23 protein-coding genes are annotated in these 14,860 nt (G+C 66.8%); 12 read left to right on the top strand and 11 right to left on the bottom strand.

The window, feature by feature from the left end:
- Positions 1-10: 10 nt before the first annotated feature.
- Together EV645_RS24065 and EV645_RS24060 are read left to right on the top strand one after the other, a co-directional pair.
- Positions 11-412 (top strand): VOC family protein, encoded by a 402-nt coding sequence (locus EV645_RS24065; protein ID WP_130446204.1) that lies wholly within the window; start codon positions 11-13, stop codon positions 410-412.
- An 18-nt stretch (positions 413-430) separates the two neighbouring features.
- Positions 431-1,216, top strand: coding sequence for an arylamine N-acetyltransferase family protein (locus EV645_RS24060; RefSeq protein WP_130446203.1), 786 nt, complete (start codon positions 431-433; stop codon positions 1,214-1,216).
- Positions 1,217-1,221: 5 nt separating this feature from the next.
- Here the strand turns inward: EV645_RS24060 and EV645_RS24055 are convergent, their stop codons facing one another.
- Positions 1,222-1,833, bottom strand: a complete 612-nt coding sequence (locus EV645_RS24055; RefSeq protein ID WP_130446202.1) for a flavin reductase family protein — start codon at positions 1,831-1,833, stop codon at positions 1,222-1,224.
- A gap of 67 nt (positions 1,834-1,900) precedes the next feature.
- Between EV645_RS24055 and EV645_RS24050 the strand changes: the two genes are divergently transcribed.
- Positions 1,901-2,578 (top strand): ArsR/SmtB family transcription factor, encoded by a 678-nt coding sequence (locus EV645_RS24050; RefSeq protein ID WP_130446201.1) that lies wholly within the window; start codon positions 1,901-1,903, stop codon positions 2,576-2,578.
- A gap of 63 nt (positions 2,579-2,641) precedes the next feature.
- Entirely contained in the window at positions 2,642-2,878 is a 237-nt protein-coding gene (locus EV645_RS24045; protein ID WP_130446200.1) for a hypothetical protein, read from the top strand.
- 351 nt (positions 2,879-3,229) lie between these two features.
- On the opposite strand, the gene EV645_RS24040 is transcribed toward EV645_RS24045, so the two are convergent.
- The 4 genes from EV645_RS24040 to EV645_RS24025 all read right to left on the bottom strand — a co-directional run bounded on the left by EV645_RS24040 (position 3,230) and on the right by EV645_RS24025 (position 5,858).
- Positions 3,230-3,892 carry an anti-sigma factor family protein gene (locus EV645_RS24040; protein WP_130446199.1) on the bottom strand — a complete coding sequence of 221 codons (663 nt, stop codon included), beginning with the start codon at positions 3,890-3,892 and terminating at the stop codon, positions 3,230-3,232.
- The gene (locus tag EV645_RS24035; RefSeq protein ID WP_130446198.1) at positions 3,889-4,398 is read right to left on the bottom strand and encodes a sigma-70 family RNA polymerase sigma factor; all 510 of its coding nucleotides are present in this window, start codon (positions 4,396-4,398) and stop codon (positions 3,889-3,891) included. The genes EV645_RS24040 and EV645_RS24035 overlap by 4 nt, the downstream gene beginning before the upstream one ends.
- A gap of 83 nt (positions 4,399-4,481) precedes the next feature.
- Entirely contained in the window at positions 4,482-5,375 is an 894-nt protein-coding gene (locus EV645_RS41940; protein WP_157997148.1) for a hypothetical protein, read from the bottom strand.
- A gap of 63 nt (positions 5,376-5,438) precedes the next feature.
- Positions 5,439-5,858 carry a MarR family winged helix-turn-helix transcriptional regulator gene (locus tag EV645_RS24025; protein WP_130446197.1) on the bottom strand — a complete coding sequence of 140 codons (420 nt, stop codon included), beginning with the start codon at positions 5,856-5,858 and terminating at the stop codon, positions 5,439-5,441.
- 52 nt (positions 5,859-5,910) lie between these two features.
- On the opposite strand from EV645_RS24025, the gene EV645_RS24020 reads away from it, so the two are divergent.
- Positions 5,911-6,504: a TIGR03086 family metal-binding protein gene (locus EV645_RS24020; protein WP_242000606.1), complete on the top strand. Its 594-nt coding sequence runs from the start codon at positions 5,911-5,913 to the stop codon at positions 6,502-6,504.
- A 4-nt stretch (positions 6,505-6,508) separates the two neighbouring features.
- On the opposite strand, the gene EV645_RS24015 is transcribed toward EV645_RS24020, so the two are convergent.
- Positions 6,509-6,949: a VOC family protein gene (locus EV645_RS24015; RefSeq protein WP_130446195.1), complete on the bottom strand. Its 441-nt coding sequence runs from the start codon at positions 6,947-6,949 to the stop codon at positions 6,509-6,511.
- A 140-nt stretch (positions 6,950-7,089) separates the two neighbouring features.
- Here EV645_RS24015 and EV645_RS24010 point away from each other — a divergent pair, with 140 nt between their 5' ends.
- Complete coding sequence (locus EV645_RS24010; RefSeq protein ID WP_130446194.1) at positions 7,090-7,818, top strand: GNAT family N-acetyltransferase; 729 nt, start codon at positions 7,090-7,092, stop codon at positions 7,816-7,818.
- A 5-nt stretch (positions 7,819-7,823) separates the two neighbouring features.
- Positions 7,824-8,258: an LmrA/YxaF family transcription factor gene (locus tag EV645_RS24005; RefSeq protein WP_198681806.1), complete on the top strand. Its 435-nt coding sequence runs from the start codon at positions 7,824-7,826 to the stop codon at positions 8,256-8,258.
- A 2-nt stretch (positions 8,259-8,260) separates the two neighbouring features.
- On the opposite strand, the gene EV645_RS24000 is transcribed toward EV645_RS24005, so the two are convergent.
- On the bottom strand, positions 8,261-8,896 hold the full coding sequence (locus EV645_RS24000; protein ID WP_198681805.1) for a TetR/AcrR family transcriptional regulator: 636 nt from the start codon (positions 8,894-8,896) through the stop codon (positions 8,261-8,263).
- A gap of 112 nt (positions 8,897-9,008) precedes the next feature.
- On the opposite strand from EV645_RS24000, the gene EV645_RS23995 reads away from it, so the two are divergent.
- From EV645_RS23995 to EV645_RS23985, 3 genes are all read left to right on the top strand, one after another.
- Positions 9,009-9,350 (top strand): GNAT family N-acetyltransferase, encoded by a 342-nt coding sequence (locus tag EV645_RS23995; protein ID WP_198681804.1) that lies wholly within the window; start codon positions 9,009-9,011, stop codon positions 9,348-9,350.
- A gap of 72 nt (positions 9,351-9,422) precedes the next feature.
- Positions 9,423-10,340 (top strand): NADP-dependent oxidoreductase, encoded by a 918-nt coding sequence (locus tag EV645_RS23990; RefSeq protein WP_130446191.1) that lies wholly within the window; start codon positions 9,423-9,425, stop codon positions 10,338-10,340.
- 2 nt (positions 10,341-10,342) lie between these two features.
- A complete protein-coding gene (locus EV645_RS23985) occupies positions 10,343-10,666 on the top strand; it encodes a DUF427 domain-containing protein (RefSeq protein ID WP_198681852.1) in 324 nt (107 codons plus the stop codon).
- On the opposite strand, the gene EV645_RS23980 is transcribed toward EV645_RS23985, so the two are convergent.
- Entirely contained in the window at positions 10,638-11,126 is a 489-nt protein-coding gene (locus EV645_RS23980) for a hypothetical protein (protein ID WP_130446190.1), read from the bottom strand. The two genes, EV645_RS23985 and EV645_RS23980, sit on opposite strands and share 29 nt — an antisense overlap.
- A gap of 56 nt (positions 11,127-11,182) precedes the next feature.
- Entirely contained in the window at positions 11,183-11,758 is a 576-nt protein-coding gene (locus EV645_RS23975; RefSeq protein ID WP_198681803.1) for a TetR/AcrR family transcriptional regulator, read from the bottom strand.
- A 146-nt stretch (positions 11,759-11,904) separates the two neighbouring features.
- Between EV645_RS23975 and EV645_RS23970 the strand changes: the two genes are divergently transcribed.
- On the top strand, positions 11,905-12,351 hold the full coding sequence (locus EV645_RS23970; RefSeq protein ID WP_130446188.1) for a VOC family protein: 447 nt from the start codon (positions 11,905-11,907) through the stop codon (positions 12,349-12,351).
- Positions 12,348-13,358: an aldo/keto reductase gene (locus EV645_RS23965; protein ID WP_130446187.1), complete on the top strand. Its 1,011-nt coding sequence runs from the start codon at positions 12,348-12,350 to the stop codon at positions 13,356-13,358. The genes EV645_RS23970 and EV645_RS23965 overlap by 4 nt, the downstream gene beginning before the upstream one ends.
- Here EV645_RS23965 and EV645_RS23960 read toward each other — a convergent pair.
- Both EV645_RS23960 and EV645_RS23955 read right to left on the bottom strand, forming a co-directional pair.
- Positions 13,347-14,177, bottom strand: coding sequence for a hypothetical protein (locus tag EV645_RS23960; RefSeq protein ID WP_130446186.1), 831 nt, complete (start codon positions 14,175-14,177; stop codon positions 13,347-13,349). The two genes, EV645_RS23965 and EV645_RS23960, sit on opposite strands and share 12 nt — an antisense overlap.
- On the bottom strand, positions 14,174-14,752 hold the full coding sequence (locus EV645_RS23955) for an RNA polymerase sigma factor (RefSeq protein ID WP_242000604.1): 579 nt from the start codon (positions 14,750-14,752) through the stop codon (positions 14,174-14,176). Before EV645_RS23955 ends, EV645_RS23960 begins: the two co-directional genes overlap by 4 nt.
- Positions 14,753-14,860 lie beyond the last annotated feature (108 nt).

Below are 14,860 nucleotides of genomic sequence, written 5' to 3'. Positions count from 1 at the left end.
TACTGATGGCATGACGGTCAAGGAACTGCGGTTGGTGGTCACGGCGGACGACTACGAGGAGGCGGTCGCGTTCTACCGCGACGTACTCGGGCTGCCGGAGCGGGCGTCGTACTCCTCGGAGGACGGGCGGGTGACGATCCTCGAGGTCGAGCGGGCCACGCTCGAGATCGCGGACCCCGGACAGGCGGACTTCATCGACGCGGTCGAGGTCGGGCGGCGGGTCGCTGGGAAGTACCGGGTGGCGTTCGAGGTGGAGGACGCCGCGGCGACGACGCAGAAGCTCGCCGACGCCGGCGCGACGGTGATCGCGGAGCCCACCCGTACGCCGTGGAACTCGCTCAACGCCCGGCTCGAAACACCAGGCGGCATCCAGCTCACGCTCTTCACGGAGCTTGACCTGAAGCAGGCTTGAAGTGTTGGGCTAGGGATCATGTGGAACATCGAGAGCCTTGACCTGGACGCCTACCTCGCGCGGATCGGGCACGCGCGGGTAGCGCCGTCGGCGGATGCGTTGCGGAGTCTGCATCGCGCGCACGTGTTGGCGATTCCGTTCGAGAACATCGACGTGATCCTCGGGACGCATCCCGGGATCGGACTCGACGCGATCCAGGCGAAGCTGGTCGGTCGGCAGCGCGGCGGGTACTGCTACGAGCACGCGCTGTTGTTCGGCGCGGCGCTCGAGCAGCTCGGGTTCGACGTCGTACGGCGGGTCGGCCGGGTCCAACCGCACAAGGCAGGCCCGCGTACGCACGCCCTGCTGAAGGTCGGGGTTGATGGGTCGTGGTTCCTGGCTGATGTCGGATTCGGGGCCGGTCAGCTGTATCCGACTCCGCTGAAGGACGGTGTCGTGGTCGATCAGGCCGGGTGGGATCATCGGCTGACACTCGACGGCGATGTGTGGACGCTGTCTAAGAAGACAGCGGAGGGCTGGGAGCCGCAACACGCCTCCAACGACGAGCCGGTGCGACCGATCGACTACGAGGTCTACCATCACTACGTCTCCACCCACCCGAACTCCCCGTTCACCGGCCGCCCGGTGGTGATGCGGGTCGCCGACGGCGTCGTACGACGGCTGATCGGCGACAAACTCACCGTCGACCACGCCGACGGCGGCATGACGGAGCGCACCGTGCCGGCCCAGGACCTTCCCGACGTACTCGCGTCACTCGACGTCCACCTGAGCGAGGAAGAGATCGACCGCCTACGGCTGGTGTAACCAGCCTAAGCGCGCTTCCGCGGAGTCTCCGTCCGGAAGGACTCGCCCAGTTCTTCTGCCAGGCCGAAGTAGTGGCGGAAGTTGTAGATGAGCGGAGACCAAGCTGCAGGATCCACGTGCGATGTCCCCGGCACCACGACCGTCTCGTCGGCGTGGACTCGTAGTACCTCGGCCTGGGCGATCAGGAAGTTGCCCTTGGCATCTAGCTCGGCCTGGGTGACGGTTGCCTCGAACTGGATCGGGCATTCCGCGACGCGAGGCGGCGCGACGAGCTTTGACGCGACCGGGGTGAGCCCAGCAGCGGCGAACTTCTCGCGTTCGAAGCGGAAGCGGGCCTGCTTGTGTTCCGGCACCGGGTCGCGACCGGTCAGTCCGGCGATTCGCTCGACGGCCTCCCACTGTGAAGGCGACGGGAAGTTGATGACCACGTCCGGGCGAGAGCGTAGGTTGATCGCGGTCTGACCGGTCATGCCGACACCAAGGACCACGACATCGCCGAGCGCCCACGCGGACGACATCGGCGCGAGGTTCACGGTCCCGTCCTCGTTGACCGTGCTGAGCAGGGCTACCGGAGTTCCGACGTACAGGATGGAAGGTTCGATGGTCAGATGGGTCATGTGAATCGACAGTAGGCACCGGATGATTCGGCGGTCGCCTAACTGTCGCCAAGGCATGATGGGCGGTATGAGTGCCGAAGGTGAGGAGCTGGCCGGCTGGGCGCGGATGCTTGCCGACGGGACGCGGGCGACGGTTTGCCTGGCGCTGCTCGACGGGCGCGCGTGGACGGCGACCGAGCTGGCGAAGTTGGCCAAGGTGTCGCGGCCGACGATCAGTGAGCATCTCAACCTGCTCGTGGGCGGCGGATTGCTGACCGAGGTACGGCAGGGGCGTCACCGCTACGTGAAGCTCGCCGGACCGGATACGGCCGAGTTGCTCGAAGGGCTCGCCGCGCTGGCACCACGACGCGCCGAGGTCGCGAACAGCCTGTCAGCAGTCAGCAAGCGAGACGCGTTCGCCAGAGCTAGGACGTGCTATGACCACCTGGCGGGCAAACTCGGCGTCGCCCTGGCCGATGCGATGACAGAGCGTGGCCTGATCGACTGGTCGGACGGGATCGCGTTGACGCCGGAAGGCCAAGCCTGGTTGGAGAATCTCGGCGTCAAGGTCGACGCACGACGCGGGCGCCCGGCCTTGAGATCCTGCTTGGACGTGACCGAACGGCGACCGCATCTGGCCGGCGCGGTCGGCGCGGCGCTGTGTTCGCATGCGTTGCAGCAGGGTTGGGTAAGTCACATACCAGGCGGGCGTGCCCTGAAGGTGAACGGCGCAGTACAAGCGTTTGGACTCTCGTCCGGAGTCTGAGAACTGTATGAGGGAACACGCTTTCAGGGAGCGCTCAGCCTCGATAGCACTTAACCTTCGGCCATGACTGAGTTCGAGCCCGGCACAGAGCTGGTGTCCCGTCTCCCTCTGCCCAGCCATGTGGTCGTCCACGTCGACGGCCAGTGGCGTCACGGCTGGTTGATCGGCCGCGACCATGAGGAGTCGGGATGGACCGCCCTGGTGCAGTACGAGGGCGACGACGGTAACGAGCGGACGGAACGCCTGCCGGCGGACCGGATCGCCTTGCCGGAGTCGGAAGGCACAGAGAGAGCGTCCTAGGGAGGGAACGCACACACGTCGGCCCCCGGGTGAGCATCACCGGGGGCCGACGTGTGTATAACGCCGCCGTGGCGCCTCAGACGAACGAGAGGAACCCGCCCCAGGCCCTTCGGGCGGTTGACCTGGGACGGGAACCTCAGTGGCGTTACACAGGGTGTATCGCCGATAACGGGGTGAGTGTTACAGGATCCCCGGAACTTTCTTCCGACCAGGTCACGTCCGGCAGGTCATGCCGCGACCCCGGTGCACGTCCCTGAACACCGGGGTCTGGATCGGCGGCCTCTCGAGCGACAACCGTTCGTGACCTTCAGGTGCCCCAACAGCCCGTGATCATTCATGCCCGGAAACGACTCAGAAGTGCACGGCCAGCAGAATCCGGCCGGTTTCCGAACTGCGGATGTCCAGGGCCTTGATCTCACTACGCTGCAGCTTCGTCGTGGCGGCTGGTTTCACCGTCGTACCGGGCGAGGAAGTCCAGCTCGCGATCAGCGACGCCTTGCCGGAGGAGTCCGTGACGTACAACTCATATCCGCGGGCGCGTTCGCTCGGCGTCGCGAGTTCGTCGTACCGGCAGCTGATCTCGATCGTCGTACCCCAGCGCTCCGGCACCAGCCGGGCATCCGCGGACAGCTTGCTGTTCACGGTTTGCGCGAGGACGACGTAGTCGCCCTGCGGCTCGTCGTTGGTCAGCGGGATCACGACGACTGCGCCGATTGCGGCGGCCACGACCCCGACGCCGGTGATCAACGCGCCGATCCGGATGCGTTGCTTGCGCCGATCGCGCTGGACATTGCGGACCAGACCGGGCAACAAGTTCGGCGGCTCGGCCGTGATGGTCGCCAGGGCCCGCTCGGCCGGAAGTGCTGCGAGTACGCCGGGCACGCCGGCCAGCGAGGCCACCTCTGCCGAGCATTCTGCGCAGGTCCGGAGGTGCTCCTCGTACGCGCGGCGGTCCTTCGCCGACAACGTCCCGAGCACGTACGCCGAATCCCACTCCCGGTACGGGTCGCTCACTGACCAGTCACCCCCTTCTCCTGCAGCGCGAGCTTGAGCGCGCGCAAGCCGTAGTGCAGCCGCGACTTGACGGTGCCCGACGGGATGTCCAGCTCCTGGGCGATATCGGTGACCGTGCGACGGCCGTAGTACGCCCGAACGATTACCTGCCGATGTTCTTCAGACAACTGTGCCAGGGATTCCGCCACCAGCCACGCGTCGAGTACTGCGTTCGCGTGGTCGGCGCTCGGCTTCTCCGGAAGGTCGTCGCTGGCGACCTCGCGGCTGACCCGGGCACTGCGCCGGTCGTCGATGACGAGGTTGCGCGCCACCGTGAACAGCCAGGCCCGGGCACCCGCCTCGTCCTCGGACAGGATGTTCGGCCGGCGCCAGGCTCGGAGCAGGGTCTCCTGTACGACGTCCTCGGCCAGCCGATCGTCGCCGGTCAGCCGCACGACGAACCGCCACAGCGCGGGAGCGTGCACATCGTGCAGCTCGCGCAGCAGCGCCGCCCGGTCGTCGGCCATCGGCGCTCCTGCTCTGTCGGACATCGCTCACTCGGCACCATTCTGCACAGGAAGCAAAGCAGCTGTCTGGGGGCCGGGCTGGTTCAACTGTTCATGATGTGAAGATCACGCTCTGAATCGGTGTCCTTCCGGGTCGCGAATTGGTACCCGCGGGAGGCGAGCGTGAGGCCGACGCCCCAGACGACGTACGCCGGCACCGCCACCCAGAAGAACGCGTCCGGCAGGCCCACATCGCCGTACACCGGTTTGCCTTGCGCCACGGCGACGACCATCTGGATCAGCCCGACCCCGAAGTACGCCGTCATGGCGGCCCCGAGCGTGAACCCCGGAACGAGCAGCATCCACCGCGGGAACCGCCGCCCGACCGGATGCACCAGCAGAAACGGCAGCAGCGTGCCGACGAGCATGAAGCCGCCCTCGAAGAGGATCAGCGACAGGTCCCCGCCGTACGGCGTCGTGCCGAAGCCAACTGCCGCTTGAGCCGCAAGCCTGGTGAGACATCCAGCAACCGCAAGGCATGCACCGAGAGTCGCGATCCAGTGGGGCCACGGCTTTGCCTCGGATTGGTGGGCCTTGGCGGTCAGCCCTAGCAGAACCGCTCCAAGGATTGCGCCAACCCGGCAGAGCATGCCAAGCGGATCAAACGGGATGCCGAGCCCTGGCAGGACAGCGGCAACAACGTCGAGCAGAATGAACGCCGCCGCAGCAACCCACCCAGCAGCCAACACCCAGAACAAACGCGCAGCCCAAACCCGGCCGCCAAGCCGCTGGCCGCGCAGGCCCTGCTTATGGCGCAGGTCGCGCTCGTCGCGGATGGTGATTGCGGCTAGGGCTGTGATGGCGCAGCCGGCGACGGCGAGCCAGGGTGGGATGAGTAGGTCGTTGCCGGGGAGCTTCCAGGTTGGGGCGTGGCCGGTTGCGAACCAGATCCGCAGACCGCCGTACGCCATCGCCCACGCGACCACCGCTCGCCTCATGCAGCCAGTCTGTTGAGCCTCGGCCGCGACCGGATCACCCGCGCGAGGGAACGGCCTCCACCGTCAGCGTGAAGCGTGGAGCTGCTGCAGGATGCGGATGAACGCCTTGCGGTCGGGAACCAGGAGGCCCTCGAGCACCTGCATCTCTTTGACCTGGATCCCCCGACGGACGGCGCGGCGAACGCGGCGGCCCTCGGTGGTGATGGACAGCAGCCGCACCCGGCGGTCGTCGGGATCCGGGGTGCGCTCGATCAGGCCGGCGTTCTGCAGCTCGTCGAGCGTGCCGATGATGCGGGACTTGTCCGCGCCGATCGCCTCAGCGAGGGCGGCCTGGGTACGCACCGGGGTGTCGTCGAGCGCGGTGAGGACCGAGTAGCCCCACATCGAGACCTCGTGTGCGGCGAGCACCGGCAACTCGAGCGCGATCAGTTCCCGCACCAGCGGGTAAAGCATCGCAGCCAGATCGGGGCGCTCGGTTGCCATAGTTGAAAAGGTAGCACTGGCGCAATCATATGCGCGGGCTTACGATATGCGCATGCCTACCGTTGACTACATCGCACTAGATGCCGAAGCCGTCCGCACCAGCATCGAACTGGTCTCCACCGTCACCGACGCCGATCTCTCCAAGCCGACCCCATGCCGCGCCTGGACTCTGTACGGCTTGCTAGCCCACATGGCCACCCAGCACTACGGTTTCGCCGCCGCCTCCCGCGGCGAGTCCGATCCGGCAATCTGGAAGCTCCGCGACCTCGGCGACGACCCGGTCAAGGCGTACGTCGAGTCCGCCGAGCACGTCCTCGACGCGTTCGCCCGGCCCGGCGTCGCCGAGCGCACGTTCCCGCTGGCCGAGTTCGGGCCCGACGCAGCCTTCCCGGGAGCTCAGGCTGTCAGCTTCCACTTCATCGACTACATCGTCCACAGCTGGGACGTCGCAAAGTCCATCGGCAAGACGGTGACTTTCGAGCCCGCCACACTGGAAGCCGCCACCACAGTCGCGCAGATCGTCCCCACCGGCGACGTCCGCCGCGCCCCCGGCACCCCTTTCGCCGCCGACATCCCCTGGTCCGGCGACAACCCCCTCGACCGCATCGTCGCCTACCTCGGCCGCAACCCGAACTGGCCGAACTGATCAGTCAGTTGATGTCGAACTCATTGCCTTCGGGGTCCTTCATCCCGACCGCGTAGTGGTCGAGCCCTTCCTCGAACGCGCCGGTGATGGTCGCACCCAGCTCCGCCAACCTGGCCGCCTCAGCATCAACCCGCTGAATCCGCGCCTCGATCGGGTCCGACCACTCACCGCTGGCGCGAATGTCGAGATGCCACCGGTTCTTGACGACCTTGCCCTCCGGCACCACATGGAACCAGATATCCGGACCCCGCCCCTCCGGATCACTGATCCGATCCACTCCGTCCCCCAACTCCTCCTCCGGCACCCCCAACCGCCGGTAGAAGTCCTTCCAGCTGGCAAACCCCTCCGGCGCCGGCGCAACCACATACCCCAACGCCCCACCCCAGAACCGCGCCATCAGGTCAGCGTCAGCACAGTCCACTACCAACTGAAACTCCGCACCCATCACTCCTCCTTCACCCCGGCGACCCGTCACCCCCAGCGTCCCCGAGCCCACCGACAACCCGCCTTGGTGTCCTCGGGAGCCGCGCGGTACCTTGGACTATATGGTCCATATATGGACACGATCGGCACGAGGACGTAGTGATGACTGATCAAGTTGTTCGGCCCGATGGAACGGGTTTCTCTCTCGCCGGTGGTGAGCTGACCGTGGCCGGCGCGGACGGCGGGACCGTTGACGCCAGCGTCAGCGCGCGCCTGCTCGACGGATTCGATGTGACGCTGGCCAGCCGGAGTACGGCAGATCCAGGCGACGTACGGTCGGAAGGCGGGCGCAGCGTCCTGGCGTTGGAGACGCGGCCGATGATGCTCAACTCGCTGCCGAGTAGCGTGCGAGTGCGACTGCATACAGACGCCGCCGAGGGTGACTGGCGGCTCATCCTCCGCTTCCGCAATCACGCCGGATCGAGCCTCACCTGGCAGGCCGAGCTCCCCACCGAAGCATTCGATGCAGGCTGGGAGGCGCCTTTGGCCGACCTCCTGACCATCGACCGCACTGCCGATGAGCCGGCACCGCAGGCTCCGGCGGTCAGCGTTGTTCACCATCCAGAGGACGAGTACTACGAGCTCCTCGTCGACGGCCAACAGGCGGGGCTTCTCGTGTACCACGTGATCGGCTCGCACCTGTCGATCACGCACACCGTGATCGAACCGACGTACCGCGGACGAGGACTCTCGTGGGCACTCGTCGGCGGTTCACTCGACGACATCCGCACGAAGTACCCGACGGTGATGAACTACTGCCCGGTCGTGAGCCGATTCGTCGAGAAGAACCCGTCGTACGGCGATCTCCTGAGCCAGCCGCGGCGAGTCTGACGACTGTGATTCGCGATGTGATCGAGGCTCAATCGCAGCTGGTGCTGACCAGGGAAGAAGGCCTCCTGGCAAGCGTGAGAACTCTCAGCGGATTGCGGCGCTGGCGCGACGCGCTCGTGCAGGCGAACACGCGGCAGGACGGCTCCTACGGATGCGCTCTCGGCGCGCTGTGCGCCCAACTGCCCGACGACGATGAACGATCTCGCTCAGCGCTGGCGGCGGCGTTCGACAGGTGGCATCAGCTGCTCATCGAGACACTGACACGCCTACGCGACCTCGACGTACTCACGAGCGACGCGGACCCGCACAAGCTCGGAACCGGGCTGCTTGCCGCTCTGCAAGGCGGATACATCCTCGCTCAGAACGCGCACGACCCCCAGCCCATGGCCGATGCGTTGGACATGGCCCTGGACCGCATCGACACCTTCGCCAACCGCTGAATTCACCTGGTGAGGAACGACCGAACATGGTCGAGCGCCATGTCGAGCGCGGTCTCCATCGGCGTGATGTCGTGCTGGGTCTCAGCGAGAAGATATCCGCCTTGCAGCGCCGCCATCAGTCCCACGGCGAGCTTGTCGGGGTCGGCTGAATTGCTGAGTGAGCCGGCGTCCTGCATTCGTCGAAGGCCGGCGGCGATCAAGCCGGTCCACTCCGCGAAGGCCTCCGCCAGCGTCTGGCGGGCTTCGTCATCTTGATCGGACAACTCGCTGGCCATCGAACCGAGCGCGCATCCGTACGCGCCGTTCTGCAGGGCGTTGCGTTGGACCAAAGCGTCCCGCCAGCGCTGGAGGCCGCGAAACGAACGCAGCCGCTCCAGGTACCCCTGCTCGCGCTCGAGGACCTGGCCGGCGCGCCGCGAGACGACCGCCCGGACCAATTCGTCCTTGTCGGCGAAGTGCTGGTACAGCTGCGACTTGCTCGTGCTGCTCGCCGCCCGAACATCGTCGAGCGTCGTGGCATTCACGCCTTTCACGTACATCAGATCCGCCGCCGCGTCGACGATTCGCGCCCGGGTCGCCTGGCCGCGCGCCGTCAACTGGCGAGGCGGAGCTACGGTCGCGCTTCCCGGTCGAGTCACGATCCCACGGTACCTTTTCGGACCGTGCCGGTCTCATCGAATGTCTGGGCGTAACCTTGTACTGGACTATATAGTCCAGTACAGGACATCGACGCACGGAAGGCACAGCACGGTGAGCACAGCGCTGCAGATCAGGAACAACACAACCGGCGGCGAATTCGAAGCCGTCCTCGGCGGCGAGGTCGTCGGGCGGGTCGGATACCGGCTCCGGCAGGACCGCGTCGTACTCACGCACACCGAAGTCGACGAACCTCACCGCGGCGAGGGCATCGCGAACCAACTCGTCCAGGCCGCGCTCGACGACATCGTTGCCACCGGCCGGCGCCTGACGAACTTCTGCCCGTTCATCGCGGACTACATCGCCGACCACCCGTCGTACAAAACCCTCGTCGACGCTGAGCATCCCGGCGGCGCGGCGGTCCCGGACCGGGCTCCTCGCCACATCCCGTCCTGACCACCGTTTGTCGACTCAGCCATCCAGTACTACTGTGGACGAATTGGTCCAATCCCAACCCGGAGGTGCGTGATGAAGGCGATCGTTGTGACGGATGAGGCTGCGGGGACGGCCGGGATGACGCTGGTCGAGCGTCCTGAGCCGCCGGCGGCGATCAACGACGTCGTCGTCGAGGTTCACGCGTCTGGATACGTACCCACCGAGGTGACGTGGCCGTCGACCTGGACCGATCGCGCCAGCCGCGACCGCAGGCCGTCGATCGTTGGGCACGAACTGGCCGGCGTTGTCGCCTCGCTCGGCTACGGCACGACGGGACTCTCTGTCGGGCAGCGGGTGTTCGGCCTCTCGGACTGGCATCGCGATGGCACGCTCGCGGAGTACGTCGCGATCGAGTCGCGCAACCTCGCACCGCTCCCGGGTGACGTCGACTTCACGGTCGGAGCGAGCCTGCCGATTTCGGGACTGACCGCGTGGCAGGGGCTGTTCCAGCACGGCCGCCTTCAGTCGGGGCAGAGTGTGCTCGTGCACGGCGCGGCCGGCGCGGTCGGGTCGATCGTGGCGCAGCTCGCCCGTGAGTTCGGTGGGTACGTGATCGGCACCGGGCGCGCTGCGGATCGTGAAGCCGCGCTCGACTTCGGCGTACAGGAGTTTGTTGACCTCGGCAACGACTCGTTGGCAGACATCGGCGGAGTCGACCTGGTCTTCGACGTCATCGGCGGTGACATCCAGAAGCAGTCCGCCGCCCTGGTCCGCCCCGGCGGAACACTGGTGACCGTCGTCGGGCCACCCGAGTCACGCCCCGCCGACGGCCTGGCGATCGACTTCGTCGTCGAGGCCGACCGCGCCCAGCTGACCGAGATCGTCCAGCGGGTGCGCGACGGACGCCTGCGCACGAACATCGGCACCGTCGCCTCCCTCGACGACGCCGTCGCCGCCCTCAACCCGACCGAGCGCACCAGAGGCAAGACGATCATCCGGGTGCGGCCGTGAGCATGGACATCAAAGCCACCGCAGACGGAACACTGCTGGCAGAGGCCCCCGCCAACGAAGTCGTCGTCATCGAGGGAAACCACTACTTCCCGCAGGCCGCGCTCACCATCGGCGTACTCCGCCCCTCACCAAAGCCCTACGTCTGTCCCTGGAAGGGCCACGCCGAGTACTTCGACGTCACAACACCAAGCCGCACCCTCTCCGACGCGGCCTGGGCGTACCCCGCCCCGAAGCACTCCGCCATCGAACGGGTAGGCCGCGACTTCACCGGCTACGTAGCCTTCGACCCCGTCCAGGTCAACGTGGCAATTCAAGGAGAGCGATGAGGAACAGGATGAAGGCTGACCAAGTCGTCGCCAGCTGAATCCAGTTGATGTTGAAGTAGCGCTGCCGGTCCGCCTCCCAGCTCGCGGGGAGCGCGTCGGGGTCCCATGCCAGGATCACCTTGTACTGCGGGGTTTTCCAGACGTTCGAAACGACGTACACACCGACGATCACGATGCCGAGCCCGATCGCGGTCAGCACGAACGACGCGGAGCCGGGATCGTCCCGCAGCAGCACGAGCGCAACGATCGGGCCGATCCCCATCCCCATCGACCAGGCGTAGTTGTACGCCTTGCCCCAGCCGTTGTCCGCATACCGAAGAAACGTCTCCATAAACCCCCGAAACTCCCGGCCGCCCATCTCCCCCTGCACCGGCCGCAAAATCAAACACAACCCACCCAAAAACCCCGCCGCCAGCCCCGCAAAGAACGAGGCCGCCGCCAACACCCATCCCGCCGCCATCGCACACCCCTCCCCACCCAAGCCACGCCAGCACCAGCAGTCTCAGCCCGCTGTCCTCAGCTGTCACCCTCCAACCGCGACGAGTCGCCGTACAGGATGGAGGTCCAGGCGGTGGTGAGGGTGTCGATGAGGACTTCCTCGTCGTCGAACGGCGGGACCGAGGCTGCGGCCAGGTAATAGAGGCGTTCCCCCAACCAGGTCAGCGATGCGGCGACGGCGCGCGTGTGCGTGGAGCCGAGTCGCGGGCCCGCATGGGGGTCGGATTCGATGCGTGCGGTGGCGGCCTCGGTGAACAGGTTCATCTGCTCGAGCCATAGCTCGCGAAGCTCTTCGTCAGATCCCCAACTCTCGACGATCGCCATCAGAACGCCGGCGTTGTCGCGCCACAGCCTGGCTCCATCGGTCACACCGGCCCGAAGCGCGGTGACCGGATCCTGCTCCTGGTCGGTCCAGGGGCGAGCCGCCTGCTGCCCCTGCGCGACCGCCTCGCGCACCAGGTCAGCAAGCACCGCCTGTTTGCTCGGGAAGTAGAAGTAGAAGCTGGCCCGGGACACGCCAGCGGAGTCGAGGATGTCGGCCACGCTGAGGCTGTCGAAGCGGGAGTTCTGCAGCAACTCGCGCGTCGCGGACAAGATTCGCTCCCGCAGCTCCGCGGAGGCCGGGGATGCCGCGGATCGACGGTCAGAGCGCACAGTGCGTCTGGAAGGCATGCAACTCATCATAGTGTCCGGACACTATGTATGGACGCTACGACCATACACAATGTATGGTCGCAAGCGTGACTCAGATTGCGATTCATTTGGTCGTCAATGACCCGGACCAGGCCGCCTCTTGGTACGCCGATGCGTTGGGCGCACAAGAGACGAGCCGCCTCACCGTTCCCGATGGCCGGACGCTGACAGTAGAACTCCTCCTCGGCGACACCATCCTGGCGGTGGCGGGAGAGATGCCCGACCGGGGCCAGCACACTCCGGCCGCGCTCGGCGGCACGCCGGCCGCGCTGCATATCCAGGTCCCCAACATCGACTCCGCCTGGGCCCGGGCTCTGCAGGCAGGAGCCACGGTCTACGAGCCGGTCCATGATGCCTTCTGGGGGGATCGCACCGGCCAGTTCCTGGACCCGTCCGGGCACCGCTGGGCATTGGATCAACACGTCCAGGACGTGTCACCAGCGGAGATCGCCGCCCGGGCCGCCGAGCTGTTCAGTGGATCGGCGACCCCATGAGGTATCGCACCTTGGGTACCAGCGGCCTTCGGATCTCCGAGCTGATCCTGGGCGCGATGACGTTCGGAGAACAGGGCGGGGTCGGCGCACCGATGACGGAGTGCCGACAGATGCTGGACCTGTACGCCGAGGCGGGCGGCAACATGATCGACACCGCCATCAACTACCGCGATGGGGCCAGCGAGGAGTTCCTCGGCGAACTGCTGTCCGGCCGGCGTGAGTCGTTCGTGCTCGGAACGAAGTACACCGTCTCCCGCGACCGTACCGACCCCAATGCCGCCGGGAACCACCGCAAGAACCTCCGCGCATCGCTGGAGACCAGCCTGCGCCGCCTGCGCACCGATTACCTGGACGTCTACTGGGTGCACATGTGGGACCAGCACACGCCGCTCGAGGAAACCATGCGAGCGCTGGACGACGCAGTACAGGCCGGCAAGGTTCTGTACGTCGGAATCTCCGACGCACCCGCCTGGGTCGTGTCCCGCGCCAACACATTGGCCGAGTGGCGCGGCTGGAGCCCGTTCGTCGGCCTGCAGGTCCCGTACAGCCTGCTCCAGCGCGACATCGAACGCGAACTGCTGCCTATGGCCGAGTCGCTCGGCCTCGGCGTGACCGCGTGGAGCCCGCTCGGCGGCGGAGTACTGTCCGGCAAATACGCCCTCGGGACACCTGCGTCCGGAAGCCGACTGGCCCCAGAATCGCTGTCAGCCAGGGATCACGCCGTTGCCCGAGTCGTGCAAGACGTCGCCGATGAACTCGGCACAACGTCATCGCAGGTAGCGATCGCCTGGACGATGTGCCGTTCGCCCCTGATTCACCCCATCGTCGGAGCGCGGACCGCCGATCAACTCCGCGACAACCTCGCCGCCGCCGACCTCGTCCTGCCGCCCGAGACCATCGCCCGCCTGAACGAGGCCACCGCGTTCGAACTCGGATTCCCGTACGACTTCATCGCGCAGACATCCTCGTGGGTCTTCGGCGCCGCTCTCGTCGGCTCAGTTGGGTAGCCAGGTCCAGGGGAGGTTGGGGCGGCAGTCTTTGGGAGCGGGGAGGGGTCTTTCCGAGCCGATCAAGGCGTATGTGCGGCCTGTCGGGTCGGCTCGGCAGGCGACTTGATCGGCCTTGCGGTCGGCCTCGGTCTGCGCGCTGGTGTAGACGAGGTTTCCGGTGGCGTCGTACGCGCGAACGACGTACGGGCGAGGGGTGCTGTCGGTCTGCGTCTTGCCGGCCGCCACCGACCTCACCGGGGCGTAGTAGAAGCCGTTGCGGAGTAGGGCCTCGACCGGTTCGCCGCCGAGCGGCGTGACGGTGATGCGCGTGATCGGCTTGACGTAGGCACCGCTGCCTGGCCCGCCGGGCTGCGCCTCGTTGAACAGCCCCAACCTCGGTGCGGCCGCAGTACCCGAGACCATGACTCCGGCCTGGTTGAACCCGCAGTTCACCCACAGACCATCGCCGTACCCGACGACCCACGTCCGGACGTACGCGTCGCCGGGCGGGTTCACGAACCGGAAACCGTCGAGAACCGTGTGGCCCGTGGACGTCGCGAGGTTGTAGCTGACCAGGCAGCGCTGACCGAGATGTGCCTTGTCCGCGGCGCTCAAGGGCTCGACCGCTGGCGCACTCTGCTCAACGCGCGGCTTGCCGTCCCTCAGCACGAAACCAAGCGCGGCAACCAGGACGACCGCCGCGACCGCGGCCAGCGGAACGAGCAGTCGGCGGCGTGACGGCGTACCGAATTCGCTCTCGAGGATCGAGATCAGTTCGTCGCGCTGACGGTCTCGGGTCGACGGACGCAGATCGCCGTCGGGCAGCAGAATATTCATGCCTGGGTCTCCAGATTCAGTTCGCGCAGGTGCTTTCGAGCGCGGGACAGCCGCGACTTGACCGTGCCGATCGGTACGTCGAGCGCTACCGCCGCCGCAGCCTGATCGAGTCCGGCCCAGACGCAGAGCTCGATGACCTCGTGTTCCTGTCTAGGCAGGCGTTCCAGCGACGCCAGGACTGCCCGGATCCGGCGGTCGTCATCGAGACGCCCCGCCACGTCATCCGCAGGGTCCTCGACCTCCCTGTGAAGGAGATGCGCGGCAGCCAGCGCGCGGCGGTAGCGAAGCTTGCTCCGCCACTCGTTGCGGACCGTGTAGTCGGCCGTCCGGAGCAACCAGGGCAGGGCCGAGTCACGATCGAGTACGACGTCAGCCCGCCGCCGCCAGGCTTGCAGGAAGACCGCGGACGTCAGGTCCTCCGCGTCACTCCAGGACCCGGTCCGGCGATGCAGGAAGTTGTAGATCGCCCGGGCATGCCGGTCATACAGCTGCGCGAACGCTCCGGAGTCGCCCTCCGCGGCTTGAGCCCACAGCTCCCGGTCCGACACAGCAGCCACAGCCCGTACGCCGCCCACTCCACACTCCCCTCACGATTCCCCTTGCGATCGTTAGGTGTCGGTGCGAACGAGCAGGTTCCCGATCCAGAGAGGATTTCTGCACGGGTGCCTTGTCGCGACAGGGCG

The organism is Kribbella rubisoli (genome assembly GCF_004217145.1).
Lineage (GTDB): Bacteria > Actinomycetota > Actinomycetes > Propionibacteriales > Kribbellaceae > Kribbella > Kribbella rubisoli.
Note: the sequence above shows the minus strand (reverse complement) of the source record. Positions and strands in the feature narration are given on the sequence as shown.

Coding starts and splice junctions, on each gene's coding strand:
- EV645_RS24065 (WP_130446204.1), top strand. CDS start 11: ATGACGGTCAAGGAACTGCGGTTGGTGGTCACGGCGGACGACTACGAG.
- EV645_RS24060 (WP_130446203.1), top strand. CDS start 431: ATGTGGAACATCGAGAGCCTTGACCTGGACGCCTACCTCGCGCGGATC.
- EV645_RS24055 (WP_130446202.1), bottom strand. CDS start 1,833: ATGACCCATCTGACCATCGAACCTTCCATCCTGTACGTCGGAACTCCG.
- EV645_RS24050 (WP_130446201.1), top strand. CDS start 1,901: ATGAGTGCCGAAGGTGAGGAGCTGGCCGGCTGGGCGCGGATGCTTGCC.
- EV645_RS24045 (WP_130446200.1), top strand. CDS start 2,642: ATGACTGAGTTCGAGCCCGGCACAGAGCTGGTGTCCCGTCTCCCTCTG.
- EV645_RS24035 (WP_130446198.1), bottom strand. CDS start 4,398: ATGGCCGACGACCGGGCGGCGCTGCTGCGCGAGCTGCACGATGTGCAC.
- EV645_RS41940 (WP_157997148.1), bottom strand. CDS start 5,375: ATGAGGCGAGCGGTGGTCGCGTGGGCGATGGCGTACGGCGGTCTGCGG.
- EV645_RS24025 (WP_130446197.1), bottom strand. CDS start 5,858: ATGGCAACCGAGCGCCCCGATCTGGCTGCGATGCTTTACCCGCTGGTG.
- EV645_RS24020 (WP_242000606.1), top strand. CDS start 5,911: ATGCCTACCGTTGACTACATCGCACTAGATGCCGAAGCCGTCCGCACC.
- EV645_RS24015 (WP_130446195.1), bottom strand. CDS start 6,949: ATGGGTGCGGAGTTTCAGTTGGTAGTGGACTGTGCTGACGCTGACCTG.
- EV645_RS24010 (WP_130446194.1), top strand. CDS start 7,090: ATGACTGATCAAGTTGTTCGGCCCGATGGAACGGGTTTCTCTCTCGCC.
- EV645_RS23990 (WP_130446191.1), top strand. CDS start 9,423: ATGAAGGCGATCGTTGTGACGGATGAGGCTGCGGGGACGGCCGGGATG.
- EV645_RS23985 (WP_198681852.1), top strand. CDS start 10,343: ATGGACATCAAAGCCACCGCAGACGGAACACTGCTGGCAGAGGCCCCC.
- EV645_RS23980 (WP_130446190.1), bottom strand. CDS start 11,126: ATGGCGGCGGGATGGGTGTTGGCGGCGGCCTCGTTCTTTGCGGGGCTG.
- EV645_RS23965 (WP_130446187.1), top strand. CDS start 12,348: ATGAGGTATCGCACCTTGGGTACCAGCGGCCTTCGGATCTCCGAGCTG.
- EV645_RS23960 (WP_130446186.1), bottom strand. CDS start 14,177: ATGAATATTCTGCTGCCCGACGGCGATCTGCGTCCGTCGACCCGAGAC.